Source organism: Arthrobacter sp. ERGS1:01 (assembly GCF_001281315.1).
Lineage (GTDB): Bacteria > Actinomycetota > Actinomycetes > Actinomycetales > Micrococcaceae > Specibacter.
On sequence record NZ_CP012479.1, the window covers coordinates 3,667,165 to 3,684,389 of the forward strand.

A 17,225-nucleotide genomic window follows, 5' to 3' on the forward strand; every position below is an offset into this window, starting at 1 on the left:
TTGTTCAGCGATTAGCTTCGCCGCCTAGCGCGCCTGGTCAAACGGCTCGCCGTCGAACACGCAAAACTGCAGCACGCCCTCGTTCATGGACTCGGCGACCGCAAACGCGTCCGCTACCGGGGCCTCGTCGAGCACGGCAAGTTCGTAGTGGAACTGGTGGAAGCCGCCCAGGCTTGCCTTGAAGTTGGTCTCCCAAAAATTGTTCATGACCCAGGAGTAGACCTCGTCGACGTTCGGCGCACCCTCCCCCATGAGGCGCACCGGGCCCGCCTCCAGTGAGCCCATCGCGACCAGCGGAGCATCGGCGCACACCAGGACGATCGGCGCGGCCGAGTTGAACACCACGGCGTTTTGCAACGCGTAAAAGTCGACGCAGCTGCCGGGGAGCTGATCGATCCGCGGCCGCATGATGGCAGCGGCCTTGTCGAGGTGGGTTTCCTCCGCGACAAACGGCAGCGAGAGATACAGGTTTTCGGGCTCCCACACGCTGGTCTTGTGCAGTCGCAGGTCGATGTCGAGCTTTGCGGCTGACTTGTAGGCGGTGAGGATCACCGCACAGTCCTGCGCGCCGTCGAGCTCGTAGCCCAGCTCAACCCTTGAGTACAGCGGGCCGTCCTCGCGCACCTGGACGTCGACGAGCTTGCCGGCGCTTCGCTGGGTGCGCGCCGCCTTGCGGTTGCGGCCCAGGTTGCGCCGCACGCTGGCGTAATCCTCGCCCATGCGGCGCGGCGTGACCTCGTAGATGGGGGTGAAGGCGCCATAGGGCCGCCCTTCCGCGATGAGCTCACGCTGGTTTTTCTTGTCGAAAATCGAGGTGATTCCCCCACCAACCCGGTAGCGGATCCTGAGGAATTCATTGTCGATCTCCCCGGTGGTCGCGACGCCGCCGGCCGCGCGCCTCTCCTCGACGTCCCAGCCCAGGTCTTCGACGCCGTCCACGCCGGCGGAAGCCCGCAGACTGGCGAGTTTCTTCGTGGGTGCGGGCACCTCGCGAAGCACAAATTTGACCACTTCCCCGGGATTGAAGTCCGTCCACAGGCACACCGCCGGGCCGCGCGACTGCCTGCCCAGCTGGAAAGGCACGCTCTTGCCCATCGCCGCATTGACGATCTCGAAGTGCTCGTGGCCATAGAAGTGCTCGACGTCGAACACCACCATCGTCGAGACCGGCCGGTCATGCGGATTGACCGCTCGGAACGAAAGCTCGCGCTGGGCCGACGGGGCGGACTCGCCGAAATGTGCCTGGATGCTTTCCCGCACGATCGTGGCGGATTCGGAGGCCTTGAGCGCATAGAGCCGCTTCCACTGGTCAAGGTTGTTGACCTGCGGGTGGAACGGTTCGGTGATCGAGGCGGAGTGCCCCCAGGTGTGCTCGCCGTAGAACATCAGGTTGGCGTAGGCAGATGCGTAGTCGCCGGGAGCGGCAAGCTGTTCCTGCGGGTCAAGCTTCCCCGCCAGGTGCAGGCTCCGGGCGGCCGCCCGGTATTGGGTGACATCAGCCGGTGTCGAGGCCATCCCGTCGGCCCACCAGTCGGTCCAGTCGCCGCGGTGCGTGGGAATCTCAATGCCGGAGGCGAGGACGGCGCCAAAGAACTCGTCGAGGGTGGCAAGCTTTAGTTCTATCCCGTGGCCCTCCGCGTTGAAGCGCTCACAGAACTCAACGGTCTTCAGCGAGGGTGAGGCGTTGTCGGTGGTGTAGCTGCACACGCTCACCGGCGAGAACGGCAGCTCGTAGCCCTCCGCTTGCAAACTGTCCACATAGTCGACAACCCGCTGGACGGCGAGTTCATGGCTGTCGATCCGGGTCCCCGCCTGCCCGTTCCGGAGCACGTATTCGTAGGCCGGCGTCCCGGCCAGGCCGAGCTCGTTGCCCAGCATGTAGTGATCGCCAGACCAGGCGAGGATCTTCTCGCCGAGCGGCGACTCCCACCAAAACGCCGTCTGTTTGCGGCCCAGGGGGTAGTAGCCGTGGTGGGTATGGATGTTCGACATGAGGTGCTTGACGCCCTGGCGGGCAAGGATGTCGGCGAATCCCCAGCTGTATCCGTTGACGTCGGCCGTCAGCGCGCTCACGGCCGCCAGCCCCAGGGCGTCCCTCTCGGCCTTCGCCTCGTCCATGATCCGGTGGTGGACGAACCCGGGAATCAGGTCGGTGAGGTTGAAATAGCTTGCCGACAGGCCGATGCGCCCGTCACGGACGGCTTTCACGAAACGGTTCCGCTCGCCGCAGTCGGCGACCTTCAGGAATTCGTGGACGGCCCAGTACCCCTCGCAGTTCCAGCGGAAACGCGGCTCACGCTCAACCAGCTCGAGTGCCTCGCGAATGAACGCGATGTGATGCGACTTCACCTTCTCCTGCGTATCGGTGTACCCGATATCCGTGTGCGTGGTGTGAAGGACGTAAAGGGTGAAATTGGCTGCCACGATGCTCCAGTGCTGTTCAGCGGTTGCGAGTGGTTGTCGGATGTCGCGACGAGAGAGTCGGCTAGCGCTCCAAGTTATCGATGCCAACGCGGCGAGTCAAGCATTTTCCACGAAAACGGGGCCAACTCGGGAGAACGGTGGGAAGTTCCCACCTTTCTCGCGAGTTGGCCCCGTTCTCAGTATCTGGGGCGCGGTTTGGCACCGCTCCCGCTGACTGCCAGGCCCGCTTAGGGCCGCGGGCGCCAGACGACGACGGCCTGGCTGCGGGCGCGCGGGCGCTGCCCCCGGGCCAGGGCCACAATGTCCCCGCCCGCCAGGCCTGCCGCAAACACCCGTCCGTTGGGCCGCAGGGGCCGGGATTGGGCCGTGACCGCGGCCAGTTCCGCCGACAGCTCGGCAACCCGGCTGCGGAGTGCCTCGACCTGGTTTTCCAGCTCCATGATCCGGCGGATCCCCTCCAGGGACACACCCTCCTGGGAGAGCCGCTGGACCTCGCGCAGCATCTCGACGTCGTGCTGGGAGTACCGCCGCGACCGGCCGGGGGCCCGGCTGGGCTTGACGATGCCGAGCCGATCGTACTGGCGCAGCGTTTGCGGATGCATCTCGGCAAGCTCCGCAGCCACGGAGATCACGAAGATGGGCGCGTAGGGGTCAACATTCATGGTGATCTCCTATCTAACTGTTCCGGTGGTTGAGCGGCTGGGGAGCAAAACCGTGGATCTCGACAAGCTCGATCACCGAGCCGGGCTCGATCACCGGATGTCGCTACAGCTTGGCTTTTTCCTTCAAGCCCGCCCGGGGGTCGCCGTCGGCAGTCGCGGCGGCAAACGCGCGCACGGCGGCCTCGGCTTCCTTGGAGAGCTTTTGCGGAACGGCCACGTCGATCGTGACCAGCAGGTCGCCGTCGCCCTTGGCGGACTTCACGCCCGCGCCCTTGACCCGCAGGGTCCGGCCCGACGGGGTGCCCGCGGGGACACGCAGCCGGACGGTGTCGCCGGTCAGCGTGGGGACGCTGATATCGGCGCCCAGCGCAGCCTCGGAAAAGCTGACGGGAACGTGGATGCGGATGTTGTTGCCGTCCCGGACAAAGAAGTCGTGGGGTTTGACGTTGACGGTCACCACGAGGTCGCCCGGACCTGCGGCGCCGGACTGGCCCTTGCCCTTGACCCGGACCTTTTGGCCGTCCTTGATGCCCGCGGGGATGCGGACGTCGATCACGTCACCGTTGGGTTCGCGCAGCGCGATCTTGGTGCCGTGGATGGAACCGGCGAAGGAGATGCTGGTGGCCGCCGAGCGGTCGGCGCCCTTCGTGGGGGTTTGCTGGTAGCCGCCAAAGCCGCCGCCACCGCCAAAGAGGTCCGCGAATTCCGGTGGCAGGCCTGAGCCGCCAAAGCCGGGTGAGCTGCGGCGTCCGCCGCGTCCGCCGCCAAAGAGGTCGCCAAAGACGTCGTCGAAGCCTGCTCCGCCGCCCTGGCCGCCGGCGCCGCCGGCACTGAACCGGGCACCGCCGCCCATGGCGCGGATGGCGTCGTACTGCTCGCGGTCGTCCTTGCTGGAGAGCACGGAATACGCTTCGGAGACGTCCTTGAAAGTCTTTTCGGCCTTGGCATCGCCGGGGTTCTTGTCCGGGTGGAACTTGCGCGCCAACCCCCGGTAAGCCTTTTTGATGTCGGCGTCCGACGCATCTTTGGACACCCCAAGGATCTTGTAAAAGTCTTTCTCTGCCCAGTCCTGACTTGCCAAGACGCCTCCTTTTCTAAAGTTTGTATGTTAAAGCCGGGTGTCGAGCTTGTCGAGACGAAGGGTCTCGACAAGCCCGACCACCGGTTTGCAGTGTTACTCCGGTACGGAGACGATCACCTGTGCGGCGCGCAGGATACGCTCGCCGGACTTGTAACCATTGCGCAGCACCTGGCTGACGGTGTCAACCTCGACGTCGGCCGACGGCTGCTGGATCAGCGCCTCGTGCACGGTCGGATCGAACGGGATGCCGGTGGCGTCGATCTTCTCCAATCCGTAGGTGGTCAGCGCGGTTTCGAGCTTGCTGGCGATCGCGGCGAACGGACCTTCAACAATGTCGCCGTGGGTACGCCCGGCGTCAATGTCATCGAGGACCGGAAGCAGCGAGTTCAGCACGCCGATGACGGCCATCTGGCCGGCCACTGCCCGGTCGCGCTCAACGCGCTTGCGGTAGTTGACGTACTCGGCCTGCAGGCGAAGAAGGTCGTTCTTCAGCTCGGCAGCGTCGTCGCCGGCACCCTGGGCCACGGCCTCCTCGGCCGGGACCTCAACACCGTTGAGGATGTCCTCGGCCTGGGAGAGCGCGTCGCCTTCGGGGGTCTCGGCGGGTTCTACCGCCGGCTCGCCCTCTTCGGGGTTTACGGACTCAGACATGGTTACTTCTTCTCGTCTGCGTCTTCGTCGATGATCTCGGCGTCGACGATGTCCTCGTCGGCCGCACCATCGGTGGCCTCACCGGCGTCGGATGCGGGTGCACCCTCGGCGGAGGTGTTGGCGTAGATGGCTTCGCCCAGCTTGGACTGCGATGCCTGCAGCTTCTCGAACGCGGTCTTCACTGCGTCGTCGTCCTCGCCGGCCAGGGCCGTCTTGAGGGCGTCGACGTCGGCCTTGACCTCGGTCTTGACCTCCTCGGGCAACTTGTCGTCGTTGTCGGCAAGGATCTTGTCGACCGAGTACTGCAGCTGCTCGGCGGAGTTGCGCAGATCGGCTGCCTCGCGGCGGGCCTTGTCCTCGGAGGCGTGCTCCTCGGCTTCGCGGACCATGCGCTCAATGTCATCCTTGGACAGCGAGGAGCCGCCGGTGATGGTCATGGACTGCTCGACGCCGGTGCCCTTGTCCTTGGCGGACACGTGCACGATGCCGTTGGCGTCGATGTCGAAGGTGACCTCGACCTGCGGGACGCCGCGCGGAGCCGGAGCGATACCGGTCAGCTCGAACGTGCCCAGCGGCTTGTTGTCGCGGGTGAACTGGCGCTCGCCCTGGAAGACCTGGATGGCCACGGACGGCTGGTTGTCATCGGCCGTGGTGAAGGTCTCGGAACGCTTGGTGGGGATGGCCGTGTTGCGCTCGATCAGGTTGGTCATGACACCGCCCTTGGTCTCGATGCCCAGGGACAGCGGGGTGACGTCGATGAGCAGAACGTCCTTGCGCTCGCCCTTCAGCACGCCGGCCTGCAGTGCGGCACCAACGGCCACGACCTCATCCGGGTTGACGCCCTTGTTGGGCTCCTTGCCGCCGGCCAGTTCCTTGACCAGTTCGGTCACGGCGGGCATGCGGGTGGATCCACCGACGAGCACGATGTGGTCGATGTCGGAAACCTTGATGCCGGCTTCCTTGATGACGTCGTTGAACGGCTTCTTGGTGCGCTCGAGCAGGTCCTTGGTCAGGTCCTGGAACTTGGCGCGGGTCAGCTGCTCATCCAGGTGCACCGGGCCGTCGGGGGTGACGGAGAGGTACTGCAGGGAAACGTTCGTGGAGGACGAGGAGGAGAGTTCCTTCTTGGCCTGCTCGGCTGCTTCCTTCAGGCGCTGCAGGGCGATCTTGTCCTTGGACAGGTCGATGCCCTTGACCTTGAGCTGGTTCAGCAGGTAGTCGACGACGCGCTGGTCCCAGTCGTCGCCGCCGAGGCGGTTGTCGCCGTAGGTTGCGCGGACCTGGATCGTGGAGAAGTCGTCCTCGTCCTTGCCAACTTCGAGCAGGGAAACGTCGAACGTTCCGCCACCGAGGTCGAAGACCAGGATGAGTTCGTCTTCCTTGCCCTTGTCCAGGCCGTAGGCCAGTGCGGCCGCGGTGGGCTCGTTGACGATGCGCAGCACGTTCAGGCCGGCGATCTCGCCGGCTTCCTTCGTGGCCTGGCGCTCGGCGTCGTTGAAGTAGGCCGGGACGGTCACGACGGCGTCGGTGACCTTCTCGCCCAGGTACGCCTCGGCGTCGTTCTTGAGCTTCATCAGGATGCGGGCGGAGATTTCCTGCGCCGTGTACTTCTTGTCGTCGATCGCGATGGACCAGTCGGTGCCCATGTGGCGCTTGACGGAGGCGATGGTGCGGTCGATGTTGTTGACGGCCTGGCGCTTGGCGATTTCGCCGACCAGGACCTCACCGCTCTTGGAGAACGCCACGACGGACGGCGTGGTGCGGCCGCCTTCTGCGTTGGCGATAACGGTGGGCTCGCCACCTTCCAGGACGGATACAACCGAGTTGGTGGTTCCGAGGTCAATACCTACGGCACGTGACATAAGGGCATTTCCTTTCAGTATCCGCTGCTCAAGGTGTTCGGCCTGCGGCATTCTCCGCGGCCGTTTCGCTCAACCAGCGGTGTATTGAGCGTTCTGCACTCAACTCTACTCACGCCGGAATTTAAGTCAAACAAAGTTGAGCGCAGGAGGCTCAACTTTCGCTTTGGGCGGACAGGAACGACTCCGGTGGGCCTGCGGAAGCCACTCCGCGCCTACGCTTGACCCTGACACCGTGTGAGGCCGTAGAACGGAAGATGTCATGTTCAAAATAGGAGATTTCGCCAGGGCGGGCCGCGTATCCGTGCGCATGCTGCACCACTACGACAGCATCGGACTGCTGCGCCCGGCCCACGTCGACACCACCGGATACCGGCTCTACGAGGCAACCCAGCTGGCCCGGCTCAACCGGATCGTTGCGCTGAAGGACCTCGGCTTCACGCTGGAAACCGTGGCCGCCATCCTGGACACGAGCCTGAGCGCGGCCGAGTTGCGCGGCATGTTGCGGCTGCGCCGCAGCGAGCTCCGGGAGCAGCTGGCCGCCGATTCGGCCCGGCTGGCGGCGGTCGAGGCGAGACTCCACGTCATTGAAAGCGAGGGCGTCATGCCCGAGAACGATGTCACCATCAAGAGCGTCCCGGCCGTGCGGCTGGCGGAGCTGTCCGCCACCGCCGACAGCTTTGAGCCGCCGTCCATCACCCCCGTCATCACCCCGCTGTTCGACCGGTTGATCGGGGCCCTGCGGGCCGCGGGGGTCATCCCGATCGGCCCGGGCGTTGCCTACTACGACCCCCTCGAGGACGGCCGGATCACGGTCCACGCCGGATTCCCGGTCCCCGCGAACACTGTTTCCCCTGGCGCCGGCACCGAATCGGCTCCGGAAGCCTCCTTCGCGATCGTTGACCTGCCGGCGATCGAGCAGGCGGCCACCTTGATCCACCGGGGCCCCATGGACGACGTCATGCCGTCCGTGCAGGCCCTGGCGCAGTGGATCGAGGCAAACGGCTACGCGTCCACCGGCTACAACCGGGAGCTCTACCTGGACTACGGCATGGGCGAGGACCCGGCCCAGTGGGTGACCGAGCTGCAGGAACCCGTGACCCGGGCGGGGTAGCCCCGAACGCCGGGACGCCGCGAGGTGCGCTGGCGGCGCTACGGCGAGGTGCGCCGGCGGCGCTGCGGCGAGCGCCGCCGTCGTTCCTCCCCCACGTCCGGGGTGCAAGAAGCTGTGGCGCACGGGATGACGGCGGCGTACGCTCCGTTCTATGAGCGAGCAATCCGGTTCCGGCGACGTCTACACCCACGGGCATCATGAGAGCGTGCTGCGGTCGCATGCGGCGCGGACGGCCGCCAATTCCGCCGCCTACCTCATCCCCCACCTGAGCCATGGGCTGCGCGTGCTCGATGTGGGGTCCGGCCCGGGCACCATCACGGCCGATTTTGCCCGCCTGGTGGCGCCCGGCGAGGTGCTGGGCCTGGACAGGTCCCCCGACGTGGTGGCCGCCGCAACCGCCCTGGCCGCCGGAGCGCACCTGATGAATTTGAGCTTCGACACCGGGGACATCTACGCCCTCGACTTCCCGGACGACACCTTTGACGTGGTGCACGCCCACCAGGTGCTCCAACACCTGACCGATCCCGTCGCGGCGCTGCGGGAGATGCGCCGGGTGGCAAAGCCCGGCGGCCTGGTGGCCGTGCGCGACGCCGATTTCCACGGCATGTCCTGGTACCCGGAGCTGCCCGCCATGGCGGAGTGGATGGAGCTGTACCAAAAGGTGGCCCGGCACAACCAGGCCGAGCCCGACGCCGGCCGCCGGCTGATCCACTGGGCCCGCGATGCGGGCTTCACCGAGGTGTCGCCGTCGAGCGCCAACTGGCTGTACGCGACGGCGGACGAGCGCGCCTGGATTTCGGGGATCTGGGCGGACCGGGTGGAAAAGTCGGCATTGGCCGAACAGGCGTTGTCCTACGGCTTGGCGGATGCCGCCGCGCTGGCCCGGATTGCCGCGGGCTGGCGGGAATGGGGCGCCGCGGCCGACGGCTGGTTCCTGATGCCCAACGGGGAGATCCTGGCCCGGGCCTAGGGGCGCACATTCCAACATTTGGCGAAAGGCCCGGATGGACAAGAACCGGCTTGAAGCACTCAGCGACGGCGTGCTGGCGATCATCATCACCATCATGGTGCTCGAGTTCAAGACGCCGGCCACCGCCGATTGGGCGGGACTGGCGAGCATCTTCCCGACCCTGCTGAGCTACCTGCTGAGCTTCATCTACATCGGCATCTACTGGAACAACCACCACCACATGATCAAGCTGGCCAACGAGGTGACCGGCGGCATCCTCTGGGCCAATCTGCACCTGCTTTTTTGGCTGTCACTGGTGCCGTTCATGACCCGGTGGATGGACGAATCCGGCTTCGCCATGGTCCCGGTGTTCATCTACGGCGTGAACCTGATGCTGGCTGCGATCGCGTACACGATCCTGCAAACGGGATTCGTCCGCCAACAGGGCCCGGACGGACCGCTGGCCACCGCTCTTGGAAGGAACACCAAGGGACGGCTTTCCCCGTTCATCTACGTGGCCGGCTGCGCCCTGACGTTCGTGTCCCCGTTTATTGGCCTGGCCGCCTACACCGTGGTGGCCGCCATCTGGCTGGTCCCGGACCGCCGCCTGGAACGGGCCATCCGCGACGGCGCCGCAGGCAGCCCGGCATCGTAGGCGGTTTGATCGCATAACGGCGCTTTCCGGGCTCATAGGTGGTTCCCTGCCACCCTATAAGCCCGGAAAGGGCCGGTAAGCGGGAATTGGACCTCAAAGGGACGGCCGCGCCCCCGTATGCTTGGCGGGTGGATTTCTCCTTATGGCTGGCCCTTGCCGGCGCCGGCGCAATGATCAGCCTGACCCCCGGCGCGGGCGCCATCAACACCATGTCCAACGCGCTGACCAGCGGATTCAAGCGCTCCATCTGGGGCATCCTCGGCCAACAGCTGGCCCTTGTCATCCACGTCATCATCGTGGCGGCCGGCGTGGGCATCCTGGTCTCCAGCTCGCCGTTCCTGTTCCACCTGATCCGATACGCGGGCGCCGCCTATTTGGTCTACCTGGGCGTGCGGAAACTGCTGGCCAAGGCCGAACACCCCGACGCCGGTGAGTCCGAGGCCGTCCAGGAGCACGGCTTTTCCATGTTCCGACGCGGCTTTTGGGTGAACCTGCTCAACCCCAAGGCCATCGTGTTCTTCCTGGCGTTCATGCCGCAGTTCATCCGCACCGACCGGCCCCTGGTGCCGCAATACGTGGTCCTGACGGCCACCGTGGTGGTCATCGACATCATCGTCATGTGGCTCATCTTTGCCGCCGGCGCCAAACAGCTCAAGCACCTGACCACCAGCGAGCGCGGCCAGCTCATCCTGAACCGGATCTTTGGCCTGCTGTTCATCGGCGTGGGCATCCTGCTCGCGTTCATCTGACCCGGCCCGCCCTCGCTACACTTTCCCCATGACGACTCCCGGCTTCCAACAGCCGCAACCCGCCCAACGCGAGGCCGATCTGCGCGAGCCGATGCCCTGGATGAGCCGCGGGCGCACCGGCGGCTCCCTGGCCCTGCCCGGCGTCAAGCGTCCCCTCGGCGCACTCATCTACGGGCTGGTCCTGCTGGCCCTGGGCGTTGCGGCCCTGCTGACGGCGGCCGACGTCGGAGCGGCCGTCACCGGCTGGCTCCTCTTCGCCGTCGCGGCGGGCCTTGGCGTGTGGCTGATCGTGATCGCCGCCATCCGGCTGCCCTGGTACCGCAAGTACATCCAGGTCCACGGCCACCCGCCGTTCTAAACCGGCGTTCATCCCGGGGTTCCTGCCGGGGTTCCTGCCGGCGTTCCTGCCGGCGTTCCGATCCGCAACCGCCGCGGCCGGCCCGCCGCCGTCGATAGAATTGCACCATGACTTCCCTCCACCGGATCGCGCCGGGCGCCATGGACCACCTGCGTGGCTGACGCTCCGCGGCCCGTCATCATCGCCGTCGACGGCCGCTCCGGCGCGGGCAAGACCACCGTGGCCCTGGAATTGGCCGCCCTGCTGCGCCGCCACCGCACCGTGGCGCTGTTCCACCTCGAGGACATCTACCCCGGCTGGGACGGCCTGGCCGACGGCGTGCGCCGCTACGTCGACACCGTCCTGACGCCTCTGCACCGCGGCCTGCCCGCCACATGGACCGCATGGGATTGGGCCACCGGGAACGACGGCGACTCCCGCACCACCGCCGCGGCCGACGTCGTGCTGGTGGAGGGTGTGGGTGCCGCCCATCCCGACGCCCTGCCCTTCCTTGACGCGACCATCCGGGTGGACGCACCGACCCCCGCCCGGAAGAAGCGCGCCCTGGACCGCGACGGCGACACCTATGCGCCGTTTTGGGACCGGTGGGCGGCGCAGGAGGAGACGCTTTTTGCCGACGACGGCTCGGCGGCCGTGCCCGACATTGTGGTGGACGGCTCGCGGGGGGTGGCGGCCGCACCGGAGCTGGTCCTCTCGGCGCTGGCCGAGCTGCCGGCCCTGGAACACCTGCTGGCGCCGGAGCTGGCCCGCCGCCGCGGCCTGGAATTCTCTGCCGAGCGCGTCGACGCCTATCCGGACGGGCCGGCACTTTTCGCCGCCCTGTACGCAGAGTCGCCGGACGCCGTGTGGCTGGACAGCTCCATCGCGGACACGAGCGGCCAGGCTTCAGAATCCGGGTTGGCTGCGTCCGATCTGCCGCCGGGCAGGTCACGGTTTTCCATCATGGCCGACGCCGGTGGCTGGTTTGGCCGCACGGCCGCCCACACCGCGGGCCTGACCACGCTGCGCTCAGGGCAGGTCACCACCCATATCCGCGCCCCGTTCTTCCGCTGGCTGGACAGCGTCTGGGGCCGGAAGGCCGTGCGCGCACCCGAGCACTACCCGGGCGACTTCACGCTGGGCTGGCTTGGCTGGCTGGGTTACGAGCTCAAGGGCGAGACGGGCGGCGCAGTGTCGGCACCGCCCGCCGGTCCCGGTGCCCCGCCGACCGCCGCGCTGCTGTTTGCCGGCCGGGCCGTCGTCGTCGACCATCAGGAAAAGTGCCTGTTCCTGCTCACGCTGGCCGAGGCCAACCACCCGGCGAGCCGGGACGAGGCCGCCGCATGGACGGCCCAGGTCCGGGACGTGCTGCCCCAACTGACGGCCCCGGCGGCGCCCGCGCTTCCGGCTCCGACGTTCACCGTGCTCGACGGCGAGGCCCGCTACAAGGCCATGATTGCCGCGGCCCTGAACGAGATTTGGGAGGGGAACTCCTACGAGGTCTGCCTGACCACGCAGCTTCGGGCGCACACGGCCGAGCCCGTCGACGCGTGGGATTGTTACCGGGCGCTGCGCCGCCGCAGCCCCGCGCCGTTTGCCGCTTTCCTGCGTTTCGGGCCCGTGGCGGTGTGCAGCACCTCCCCCGAGAGGTTCCTGCGCATTGACTCCGCCGGGCTGATGCGGGCCGAGCCGATCAAGGGCACCCGGCGCCGGGACGCCGATCCGGCCGTGGATGCCGCCCTCATGGCGGACCTCGCGGCGTCGCCGAAGGACCGGGCGGAAAACGTGATGATCGTTGACCTGCTGCGCAACGACCTCAGCCGCTTTGCCCTCCCCGAGACGCTCACGGTGCCGCGGTTGTGCCGGATCGAAAGCTACGCCACCGTGCACCAGCTGGTCAGCACCATCGAGGCGCAGCTGGCCCCGGGCAGTTCCCGCGCGCAAGCCCTGGCCGCCGCGTTCCCGGCCGGTTCCATGACGGGCGCCCCCAAGATCAGCACCATGGCCATCCTCGACCAGCTGGAGGCGGGGCCGCGCGGCATCTACTCCGGCGGGATCGGCTACTTCTCGCTCAACGCGGCCATGGACCTTTCCGTCACGATCCGCACCCTGGTCCTCACCGACGCCGACGACGGCGGCACGCACCTCTCCCTCGGCGTGGGCGGGGCCATCACCGCCGACTCCGACGACGACGCCGAGTGGCAGGAAATCCAGGCGAAGGCCTACGGCGTGCTCTCGACCCTCGGCTCCGCCTTCCCGGAGTAGCTGTCCGGCTGCGGCCCGCCACTGCTCCAGCGGATTGGCGGTGCAGCTTCTGCGGGCTCGCAACGCTCAAGGTCACAGGAGCTGCACCGCCGGTTCAGACCAGTCTCTGGAACCCGCAGGAGGTGCACCATCGATTTCGACGGTGACACGCACCTCTGCCTCGGCGTGGGCGGAGCCATTGCCGTCGACTCCGCCTTCCCGGAGTCGGCGGTCGACGCCCTGTGGCAGCCGGCTGTGGATCGCCGCCACCGGAACCGGCATTTTCTCGCCGACTATCCGACCCACGGCCGCGGGCGGCCTTAGGGTCTCCTTTACGTCGGCTACGAAAACACCGCCTCCACCGGCTCTCGAGAACTGATTTCCTCACCGAAAACTGCTTCTGTGCACGGCATGCCGCGCATGAATGCAGTTCTCGGCACTGGAATCAGTTTTCGGCGCCGCCCACCTCGCGAGAGCCAGCCGGGGTCTCGACAAGCTCGACCACCGGGCGGGGATTACTGCAGCGTGGCGGTGAGCCGGGCGACGTTGTCGATGTAGCGGGCCAGGACGGGCCGGTTGATCCACTCGTCCAGGAGCAGTTCGCGGGAGACGGCACGGTATTGTTCCTCGACGCGGTGCATCTCGTTGACGACGGCCTGGTCGATCATCATGACCGACACTTCAAGGTTGAGGGAGAAGCTGCGCATGTCCATGTTGGAGGAGCCGATCACGGCCACGTCCTCGTCGACCGTGAAGTGCTTGGCGTGCAGCACCAGCGGCTTGGGGTAGAGGAAGATCCGCACCCCGGCCTTCAGCAGCGCCTCGTAGTAGGAGCGCTGGGCGTGGTGGACCAGGAACTGGTCGCCGGATTCGGAGACGAACAATTCCACGCGGACCCCGCGCTGGGCCGCCGTCGTAATCGCGTAGAGCAGGGAGTCGTCGGGCACGAAGTAGGGGCTGGAGATGGTGATGCGCCGTTCGGCCGAATACAGCAGCGTGTTGAACAGGCGCAGGTTGTTTTCCGTGACGAAGCCGGGGCCGCTGGGCACCACCTGGCACAGGACTCCGCCTGTGAACGAGTCCCAGTGATGCACGGCCAGCTGGGATTCGAGGTTTTCCTCAGTCTCGGAGGACCAGTCGGTGGCGAACATGACGTTCAGCGTGCCCACGATGGGACCCTCCAACCGGGCCATGAGCTCCACCCACTGCCGCCCCACCTTGTGGTTCTTCTTCTTCCGGTACCAGGGCTCAATGACGTTTTGTGAACCGGTAAAGCCCACGCGGCCGTCGACGACGAGGATCTTGCGGTGGTTGCGCAGGTCGGGGCGGCGCCACTGGCCCTTCACGGGCAGCAGCGGAAGCATGCGCCGCCATTGGATCTCGCTGGCCTTCAGCCGGCGGATCATCTGCCGGTAACCGGGCACCCGGATCGAACCGATGTGGTCGAAGAGCACGCGCACCCGCACGCCGCGTTCAGCCGCGGCCTCGAGTTCCTTGAACAGGTTGTCGGTGCAGGCGTCGGAGCTCATGATGTAGAACTCGGCGTTGACGTAGTCGGTGGCGGTGCGGATTTCCGCCGCCATGGCGTCCAGGGATTCCTGATAGCCCTCGATCAATTGCACGGAATTGGCGCCAAGTGCCGGGAAGAAGCCCAGGTTGCGGTTGAGTTCCACGGCCGAATTGACCCAGGACGGCCCGTCGTAGGGAGGCACCTGCGCGGCGATTTCCCGGGTTCCCTCGACGATGCGTTCGTTGACGGCGGCCTGGGTTTCGCGCCGGCGCCGGGAGAGCCGGAAATTGCCGAACATCAGGAACAGGGCCAGGCCGATGTAGGGCAGGAAGAAGATGCACAGCAGCCACGCCATGGCCGTGGTGGGGCGCCGGTTGCCGGGGATCACGCCCAAGACGACGACGCGGATGACCAGGTCCACCAACGCAATCACCACCGACAGCCAGACACTGGAAGTGGGAATGCTGAACGCGGTCCAAATCACGCAGATCTCCTTGAGGGTGGTTGCGGGTGCCATTAGCCTACCGGGTGCCGTCGCCGCATTTACTGGTGCACATTTGAAACACAAATACATTCCGGGCCGGGCGGGCAACGGATAGTCTGTGATTTAACGATATTCACCGCACCATTTGGGGACTGAAAACCATGAGTACAACACAACCTGCCGGCCCGACACTCGACGTTTTTGCGCTGGACCCGGTGAAACTGACCAAGTCCGCGATCTCCTGGCTGCGGATCGCCTTTGCCGCCAGCGGCGCGGTGGCCCTGATCCTGGGCGTGGTACTGCTGTTGTGGCCGTCCAAGACCCTTGCCGTAGTGGCCGTATTCCTGGGACTGAACTTCCTCATCACGGGAGCCGTGAAACTTTGCCTGGGAATCTTTAGCAGCGGTTTGAGCGCCGGATTGCGAATCCTCGACATTTTGTTTGGCGTTTTCCTGATGATTGCCGGAATTGTGGCCATCAAGAATTCCGCGGCCACCGGCGAGGCGCTGCTCATCTTTACCGTCATCATCATCGGAATTGGCTGGATTATTGAAGGCGTTTTGGCCATGGTGGAATCCGGCAAAGGCTCTTCCCGCACCTGGGCCATCCTGTTCGGCGCCATCAGCGTCATTGCCGGCGTCGTGATCCTGGCCGTCCCGGTGTGGTCGGCCCTGTGGCTGCTGACCATGACGGCCATCCTGCTGATCGTGCTGGGCCTGCTGGGCCTTGTGCGCGCCTTCACCTTTGGCCGCGGCGTGCTGACCCAGCTGGGCTGATGCGCTTGGGGAGGCACAAGGTTGGGGGTGCGGGTGGGGACTAAGCTCTAAGGCATGACTGTTTTGGTGTTTATTGATCCCGCGCGCCCGGATGGGCGCATCGCCGACGCCGACGCCCCCGTGCTGTTGGCCACCGATCAGGGCGTCACCCGCGGCGACGGCATCTTTGAATCCCTGCTGGCCGTCAACGGCGCACCCCGCAAGGTCCAGGCGCACCTTGACCGGCTCGCCACCTCCGCGCGCACCATGAGCCTGGACCTCCCCGCGGACGACGCCTGGCTCCGCGCCATCGCGACGGCCGTGGCCACCTTTGAAACCGCCTCGCCGCAGCAACCGGACGAGCACGGCAACACCAACGTCATCTTGAAACTGATCGTCACGCGCGGTCCCGAGGGTGCCAACTCCCCCACCGCGTGGGTGCAGGCGTCGCCCGTGCCGGCGCTGCTGGCCGAGCAACGCGCCAAGGGCCTTGATGTGATCCTGCTGGACCGCGGCTACGACAGCACCGTCGCCGCCCGGGCGCCGTGGCTCCTGCTGGGCGCCAAGACGCTCTCCTACGCCGTCAACATGGCCGCCCTCCGGCACGCCCACGAGCAGGGCGCCGACGACGTCATCTTCACCAGCAGCGACGGCCACGTGCTGGAGGGGCCGACGTCGTCAGTCCTGTTGGCGCACATCAAGGACGACGACGGCACGCCCGTCAAGCGCCTCATCACGCCGAACCTGGACAGCGGGATCCTGCCCGGCACCACGCAGGGCGCGTTGTTTGCCGCAGCCAGGGACGCCGGCTGGGAGCTGGGCTACGGACCGCTGCTGCCGGCGGATCTGCTCGACGCCGACGCCGTATGGCTTATTTCGAGCATCCGGCTGCTGGCGCCCGTCACTACGATCGACGGCGCCGAAATCGGCACGGCCGGTGTCAGGGCCGCCCTGACCGCCGAGCTGGCGGCCCTGCTGGCCCAAACCCACTAGGCGTCGAAGGCCCGCTACGAGACGGCCGCGCTCCGGCGCTGCGCGGAGTGGGCGGGTGTCACGGGCGGCACCAGGGGGTGGAGCTTGTTGCCGAGCAGGATCAGCACCGTGCTGGTGGCAATGAACGCGACCGCAATGAGCACGCAGGTCACCGCGACTGAGCCGTAGCCGCCGTTGGCCGGGTTCAGGAACGGGTACGCGTACCAGTTGATGGCCGCGCCGCGGATCAGCGAGTAGGCAAGGTACGCCAGGGGGAAGACCACGGCGACGCCGAGCCGGCTCAGCGGGATCCTCAGGCGCGGGGACTGGACCAGCCAGTCCAGCACCACGGCAATGGGCATCACGTAGTGCATCCACGTGTTGATCCACGGCAGCAGCGAGCCGAGGTCGACGTTGCGCAGCAGGGCGCTGAAGACGATCCCCACCAGGGCCATGCAGACCACCGACACGCAGCGCAGCACCTGCCACAGCGGGCCCAGTTCCTTCCCGCGCCAGATCAGCACGGCCTCCACCATGAGCACTACGGCGGCCAGCAAATTCCCCAGGTTCGTGAAGTAGCTGAAGAAGTTCACCACCGGGAAACCATTTGAAATGTGGATGCTTAGCTGGGTGCCCATGGCGATCAGGGTGACGGCACCGAGCAGGAATCGCAGGGCGGCAAGGGTGCGGCGTGTTGTCATGGCAACATCCTGCCATTGCGAGTACCCGAAATGCGTATTTGAAATGTAAATGCAGCCTGTCATGTTGCGCCACATTCT

General features: G+C 66.4%; 15 protein-coding genes. 8 read left to right on the plus strand and 7 right to left on the minus strand.

All coding sequences use genetic code 11. The annotated features are described in order from the left end of the window. Positions 1 to 24: 24 nt before the first annotated feature. From AL755_RS20550 to dnaK, 5 genes are all read right to left on the minus strand, one after another. Positions 25 to 2,424 (minus strand): glycoside hydrolase family 38 N-terminal domain-containing protein, encoded by a 2,400-nt coding sequence (locus AL755_RS20550; protein ID WP_054012609.1) that lies wholly within the window; start codon positions 2,422 to 2,424, stop codon positions 25 to 27. Between the two features lie 227 nt (positions 2,425 to 2,651). Then, on the minus strand, positions 2,652 to 3,086 hold the full coding sequence (locus AL755_RS20555) for a heat shock protein transcriptional repressor HspR (protein ID WP_054012610.1): 435 nt from the start codon (positions 3,084 to 3,086) through the stop codon (positions 2,652 to 2,654). 103 nt (positions 3,087 to 3,189) lie between these two features. Continuing rightward, on the minus strand, positions 3,190 to 4,167 hold the full coding sequence (locus AL755_RS20560) for a DnaJ C-terminal domain-containing protein (RefSeq protein ID WP_054012611.1): 978 nt from the start codon (positions 4,165 to 4,167) through the stop codon (positions 3,190 to 3,192). Positions 4,168 to 4,260: 93 nt separating this feature from the next. Then, on the minus strand, positions 4,261 to 4,818 hold the full coding sequence (locus AL755_RS20565) for a nucleotide exchange factor GrpE (RefSeq protein ID WP_054012612.1): 558 nt from the start codon (positions 4,816 to 4,818) through the stop codon (positions 4,261 to 4,263). 2 nt (positions 4,819 to 4,820) lie between these two features. Beyond that, positions 4,821 to 6,680, minus strand: a complete 1,860-nt coding sequence (dnaK, locus tag AL755_RS20570; protein ID WP_054012613.1) for a molecular chaperone DnaK — start codon at positions 6,678 to 6,680, stop codon at positions 4,821 to 4,823. Positions 6,681 to 6,939: 259 nt separating this feature from the next. On the opposite strand from dnaK, the gene AL755_RS20575 reads away from it, so the two are divergent. The 6 genes from AL755_RS20575 to pabB all read left to right on the plus strand — a co-directional run bounded on the left by AL755_RS20575 (position 6,940) and on the right by pabB (position 12,746). Further along, complete coding sequence (locus AL755_RS20575) at positions 6,940 to 7,791, plus strand: MerR family transcriptional regulator (RefSeq protein WP_054012614.1); 852 nt, start codon at positions 6,940 to 6,942, stop codon at positions 7,789 to 7,791. A 151-nt stretch (positions 7,792 to 7,942) separates the two neighbouring features. Continuing rightward, positions 7,943 to 8,761, plus strand: coding sequence for a methyltransferase domain-containing protein (locus AL755_RS20580; protein ID WP_054012615.1), 819 nt, complete (start codon positions 7,943 to 7,945; stop codon positions 8,759 to 8,761). Between the two features lie 34 nt (positions 8,762 to 8,795). Continuing rightward, positions 8,796 to 9,395 carry a TMEM175 family protein gene (locus tag AL755_RS20585; RefSeq protein WP_054012616.1) on the plus strand — a complete coding sequence of 200 codons (600 nt, stop codon included), beginning with the start codon at positions 8,796 to 8,798 and terminating at the stop codon, positions 9,393 to 9,395. A gap of 128 nt (positions 9,396 to 9,523) precedes the next feature. After that, entirely contained in the window at positions 9,524 to 10,144 is a 621-nt protein-coding gene (locus AL755_RS20590; RefSeq protein ID WP_054012617.1) for a LysE family transporter, read from the plus strand. 28 nt (positions 10,145 to 10,172) lie between these two features. Beyond that, entirely contained in the window at positions 10,173 to 10,502 is a 330-nt protein-coding gene (locus AL755_RS20595; RefSeq protein ID WP_054012618.1) for a hypothetical protein, read from the plus strand. Positions 10,503 to 10,655: 153 nt separating this feature from the next. Continuing rightward, positions 10,656 to 12,746 carry an aminodeoxychorismate synthase component I gene (gene pabB / locus AL755_RS20600; protein ID WP_054012619.1) on the plus strand — a complete coding sequence of 697 codons (2,091 nt, stop codon included), beginning with the start codon at positions 10,656 to 10,658 and terminating at the stop codon, positions 12,744 to 12,746. A gap of 494 nt (positions 12,747 to 13,240) precedes the next feature. Here the strand turns inward: pabB and cls are convergent, their stop codons facing one another. Then, positions 13,241 to 14,752, minus strand: coding sequence for a cardiolipin synthase (gene cls / locus AL755_RS20605; RefSeq protein WP_082369462.1), 1,512 nt, complete (start codon positions 14,750 to 14,752; stop codon positions 13,241 to 13,243). A gap of 128 nt (positions 14,753 to 14,880) precedes the next feature. Here cls and AL755_RS20610 point away from each other — a divergent pair, with 128 nt between their 5' ends. Both AL755_RS20610 and AL755_RS20615 read left to right on the plus strand, forming a co-directional pair. Then, the gene (locus tag AL755_RS20610) at positions 14,881 to 15,495 is read left to right on the plus strand and encodes an HdeD family acid-resistance protein (RefSeq protein WP_054012620.1); all 615 of its coding nucleotides are present in this window, start codon (positions 14,881 to 14,883) and stop codon (positions 15,493 to 15,495) included. A 54-nt stretch (positions 15,496 to 15,549) separates the two neighbouring features. Beyond that, a complete protein-coding gene (locus AL755_RS20615; RefSeq protein ID WP_054012621.1) occupies positions 15,550 to 16,467 on the plus strand; it encodes an aminodeoxychorismate lyase in 918 nt (305 codons plus the stop codon). A gap of 14 nt (positions 16,468 to 16,481) precedes the next feature. Here AL755_RS20615 and AL755_RS20620 read toward each other — a convergent pair whose 3' ends face one another. Continuing rightward, positions 16,482 to 17,147 (minus strand): Pr6Pr family membrane protein, encoded by a 666-nt coding sequence (locus tag AL755_RS20620; protein WP_054012622.1) that lies wholly within the window; start codon positions 17,145 to 17,147, stop codon positions 16,482 to 16,484. Between the last annotated feature and the right edge of the window lie 78 nt (positions 17,148 to 17,225).

Excerpts from the sequence above, each read along its gene's own strand:
- AL755_RS20555 (WP_054012610.1), bottom strand. The coding sequence starts at position 3,086 with ATGAATGTTGACCCCTACGCGCCCATCTTCGTGATCTCCGTGGCTGCG.
- AL755_RS20565 (WP_054012612.1), bottom strand. The coding sequence starts at position 4,818 with ATGTCTGAGTCCGTAAACCCCGAAGAGGGCGAGCCGGCGGTAGAACCC.
- dnaK (WP_054012613.1), bottom strand. The coding sequence starts at position 6,680 with ATGTCACGTGCCGTAGGTATTGACCTCGGAACCACCAACTCGGTTGTA.
- AL755_RS20575 (WP_054012614.1), top strand. The coding sequence starts at position 6,940 with ATGTTCAAAATAGGAGATTTCGCCAGGGCGGGCCGCGTATCCGTGCGC.
- AL755_RS20580 (WP_054012615.1), top strand. The coding sequence starts at position 7,943 with ATGAGCGAGCAATCCGGTTCCGGCGACGTCTACACCCACGGGCATCAT.
- AL755_RS20585 (WP_054012616.1), top strand. The coding sequence starts at position 8,796 with ATGGACAAGAACCGGCTTGAAGCACTCAGCGACGGCGTGCTGGCGATC.
- AL755_RS20595 (WP_054012618.1), top strand. The coding sequence starts at position 10,173 with ATGACGACTCCCGGCTTCCAACAGCCGCAACCCGCCCAACGCGAGGCC.
- cls (WP_082369462.1), bottom strand. The coding sequence starts at position 14,752 with ATGGCACCCGCAACCACCCTCAAGGAGATCTGCGTGATTTGGACCGCG.
- AL755_RS20610 (WP_054012620.1), top strand. The coding sequence starts at position 14,881 with ATGAGTACAACACAACCTGCCGGCCCGACACTCGACGTTTTTGCGCTG.
- AL755_RS20615 (WP_054012621.1), top strand. The coding sequence starts at position 15,550 with ATGACTGTTTTGGTGTTTATTGATCCCGCGCGCCCGGATGGGCGCATC.
- AL755_RS20620 (WP_054012622.1), bottom strand. The coding sequence starts at position 17,147 with ATGACAACACGCCGCACCCTTGCCGCCCTGCGATTCCTGCTCGGTGCC.